Origin of the sequence: Microcystis sp. T1-4 (assembly GCF_000297435.1) — a bacterium.
Taxonomy (GTDB): domain Bacteria; phylum Cyanobacteriota; class Cyanobacteriia; order Cyanobacteriales; family Microcystaceae; genus Microcystis.
On sequence record NZ_CAIP01000246.1, the window covers coordinates 1 to 3,305 of the forward strand.

Here is a 3,305-nt window from a genome sequence, read left to right on the forward strand (position 1 = left end):
ATTATCCATGATCAGACAGTCTCTTTCTTTAATTTTTGGAAGCACTTCCTTCAGAATAAATCCTTCAAATGCTACCGCATCCACTGCACCGTATATATTGACTGATGCGACAACTTTTTCTAAGCTTGTAGCACTAATTATTGAAATATTTCCCTCTTTTTTGTGGTTTTCTTTCCCGAGATTTTTGGACAATTAAGGCTCTAGCATAGAGTCTCAAAAGGGCTAAATTTACCCCCGATTCATCCATGAAAATTAGTTTTGATTCCTCAATTTCACGCACTTAAGACCAGTAGTCCACTCTTTTTTGCTGTACCCTTTCACTTTCTTTTTCCGCCGCGTGTAGTGTTTTTTTTGAAACTGTAATTGAGTTTTTGCGTAAGGCGCCCCAGGGTGGCTCTACTGACTTTCACTTGTGTCTTTTCATACAGTAAGTCCGATAATTCTTCGAGAGTTGCATCATTGTTAGCTTCGATGATTTCTATTAAAATTATCAGTTGTTCACTATTTAACTTGGTTGGCGGACTTCCCCCTTGCGGAAGAGGACGTATATCTCTTGTTTCTTTATGTTGCTTCAATAACTTCTGAATAAAGCTTTTAGCCACGTCAAATCTCTGGGCTAGTCCTCGAATGGAAATTTTTTCTTTCTTCCAGACATCGATAATTTTTTGGCGAAAATCTACGGAATAGGGTCTCATAGGAAGCTGGCGAATTCTATTATTTGTCTATTTACCCTCCATTGTACCTCATAGATTCAAGAATTGCTATAATAGGGCAGCTTATGAACAAGTGATGCAACTTGTACGGGAATTAGGGAGGTGACAAATGATAAAAACACCCGTTGATTTATACGGTAGAGGTAATGCTACATCTCCCAGAATGGATCGTGTTCGTCCTAACAAAGATATTGCTATCTATGAAAATAATGGGCAAATATGGGTAAAAGAAACCCTTGTTGATGGACAAACACCGGGAGTAATTTCCACCTTTTCCGTTCAGGGAATAGGAAACAACTGGTGGAAACTAGATCGGGGTACTTCTATTCCCAGTGAGCTAGAATTAATTAATGATCGAGGTAATCACTGGTTATGGAAACCCTTATTTCCCATGTCAATAGAAACCTATCAACAAGCTTTAAGGGTAATTGATAAATTTTTTTATCGTGTAAGTTGAGGTAAACTATGAAAACTCTATCATTTAAAGACATCCAATTTATTATCGACGCTCTCGCAGCCCTTCTCAAAAATTATAGTGACCGTATTCAACAACTAGAAGCTCTCGAAAACTACGAAGATGAAGTTTCAGACTTAAGTAATGATTCTCTATTTTTACAAGAATTAATTACTGATTTACAAAATCAACAAACACAAGAATTGTCTCTAATTGTGCCTGAATTTGATTTGAAAAAGATGCCTTTACAAACATTAATTAAACAAGGAAAAACCCTGTCAATTGAGGAAAAATTAATCTTAGTGGAATCTCTAACTTCATCAATCCGCGAAGAATATAAGGCTATCCCAGGTTTGGTGGGTAAAATGTATTCTAAGATACATTCCTCAAGAGCGAGGGAGTGGAAGGAACCACAGAGACACAGAGGACACAAAGATCGATCGATCCTATGTAAGTTAAACTGATCACACAGAACCTAGAAGAGCCAATATAATCTAATGCTAACCTGAAATGAGGAACATAATGATTACTTATTTAGCCACCTTTCATAAAGTCCGTCGGTTGGTTTGAGCGAATCAATAGGTTAAAGAAAACCTCTCAATTTTAAGGGAAAACTAAACCCAACACCTCAATCCGTCTGAAATAGCGATCGCTATTTCGATCCTCTTATTTTTTTTGGGTTTCCTTCTTGATCTTGAGAATGGCAATATCAACTGATTTTGGTAGATAATTGAGATGGGATTTAATCCTTATTCTTCACTTAAATTAAAATCAATTCGTTGATAAATATCCAGCAATGAGATTTGAAAATCCACAGAATTAAACCTTAAAACATCATTCTCTGATTCAGATGCTTTAAACAACCATTCTCCATTATCTTGTTGATAAAATTGTTCCACATAATAACGGTATTGATCGATCAAAATATATTCCTTAAAGTCAGGAATTGAACGATAAAACTTAAACTTATCAGTGCGGTCATAATCTCTGGTTGATTTTGATAAAACCTCGACAATGATTAAGGCATTAGTTACGGTATTTGTGCCTTTTCCTTCATATAATGGTTTGCCTTTAATTACCATGACATCAGGATAAGTATAAAAGCGGTATATTGGCATCCATAACCGGACATCACTAATGAAAGTCCAATAATCTTCATTATTAATCTTAGCTGGAAAATTTTTACAGAAATTCAAAGCAATCAGATTATGATTAGTAGTTGCTCCTACCATGGGAATAATTTCTCCATCTAAATATTCATTTTTGTATTCTGCTGTTTCTTCTAGCTGACAATATTCTTCGGGTGTATAATACCGTTTTTCGATTTGAACTTGCATACTAACCTCCCTTATCTTGGTTAAATTTCCATTCAATAGCAGCCTTACTATTGACTTGTGCTGAACCTTTTTTCCCTAAAGAGATACCAGTTTTACCCCCAACTTGTAAGCCAAATTCTCAAGTAACCTGACTGGGTGGACTTACTTGGGAGATTCCCTGTTTGATCGAAGTTAATAATAATTATACCTAGTCATTGACAATATTAGTGGCTCCTGTTTGAAAAATTTTTGTTCTTTCTTCTTATTATATTCTCGAACTGCATATAAATTTTTACACTATCGGAGGCTTGTATTTCTGTGATTTTTATTAACATTTTATCCTAACCTCAATTTGTGTACAAATATTCATCGTAACCGTTCAGGTGGTGGTTGTCAAGCCGCCATTAGTATTGATTCTCTGGGAGGAATCTCCTGGGGTAGCATAAATTTAGAGGGAGAAGCATTACCTGTCCAAGTGCGAATCGCCGAGTGTCATCAATTCCCACATCAGGTGCCAAGGTAACAAGCCCTAGCTTGAAAAAAAATTTGCTAAGATATATAGCATTTCCTAAGCTAGTGATGTACACCTATTTTTCTTCCCTTTTGCCTCTTGCCTTTTGCCTAAAACCCATAACTTTTGTACATCAGGAGACTGAAAAACGCTATATATAATTAAGTAGGTAGGTATTAAAAACTTTCAGATCCCCCCGCCTATCGACACCCCCTTATTAAGGTAGGGTTGATTCATTCTCCCATCAGAATATCAAAAGTAAAAGCGATCACTATCTTTGTAAAATGAGAAGTGACCGCCAACTTTTTAAA

Annotated in this window: 3 protein-coding genes and 1 pseudogene; 2 read left to right on the plus strand and 2 right to left on the minus strand. The window is 36.0% G+C overall.

Annotated elements, in window-relative coordinates:
* A pseudogene (locus MICAI_RS25095) lies at positions 1 to 695 on the minus strand (IS630 family transposase); the annotation flags it as partial.
* A 127-nt stretch (positions 696 to 822) separates the two neighbouring features.
* On the opposite strand from MICAI_RS25095, the gene MICAI_RS15210 reads away from it, so the two are divergent.
* Positions 823 to 1,170 (plus strand): Tse2 family ADP-ribosyltransferase toxin, encoded by a 348-nt coding sequence (locus MICAI_RS15210; protein ID WP_008203639.1) that lies wholly within the window; start codon positions 823 to 825, stop codon positions 1,168 to 1,170.
* A gap of 8 nt (positions 1,171 to 1,178) precedes the next feature.
* The gene (locus MICAI_RS15215; protein WP_008203641.1) at positions 1,179 to 1,631 is read left to right on the plus strand and encodes a hypothetical protein; all 453 of its coding nucleotides are present in this window, start codon (positions 1,179 to 1,181) and stop codon (positions 1,629 to 1,631) included.
* A gap of 285 nt (positions 1,632 to 1,916) precedes the next feature.
* Here the strand turns inward: MICAI_RS15215 and MICAI_RS15220 are convergent, their stop codons facing one another.
* Positions 1,917 to 2,504, minus strand: a complete 588-nt coding sequence (locus MICAI_RS15220) for a Uma2 family endonuclease (protein ID WP_008203643.1) — start codon at positions 2,502 to 2,504, stop codon at positions 1,917 to 1,919.
* Between the last annotated feature and the right edge of the window lie 801 nt (positions 2,505 to 3,305).

Coding starts and splice junctions, on each gene's coding strand:
- MICAI_RS15215 (WP_008203641.1), top strand. CDS start 1,179: ATGAAAACTCTATCATTTAAAGACATCCAATTTATTATCGACGCTCTC.
- MICAI_RS15210 (WP_008203639.1), top strand. CDS start 823: ATGATAAAAACACCCGTTGATTTATACGGTAGAGGTAATGCTACATCT.
- MICAI_RS15220 (WP_008203643.1), bottom strand. CDS start 2,504: ATGCAAGTTCAAATCGAAAAACGGTATTATACACCCGAAGAATATTGT.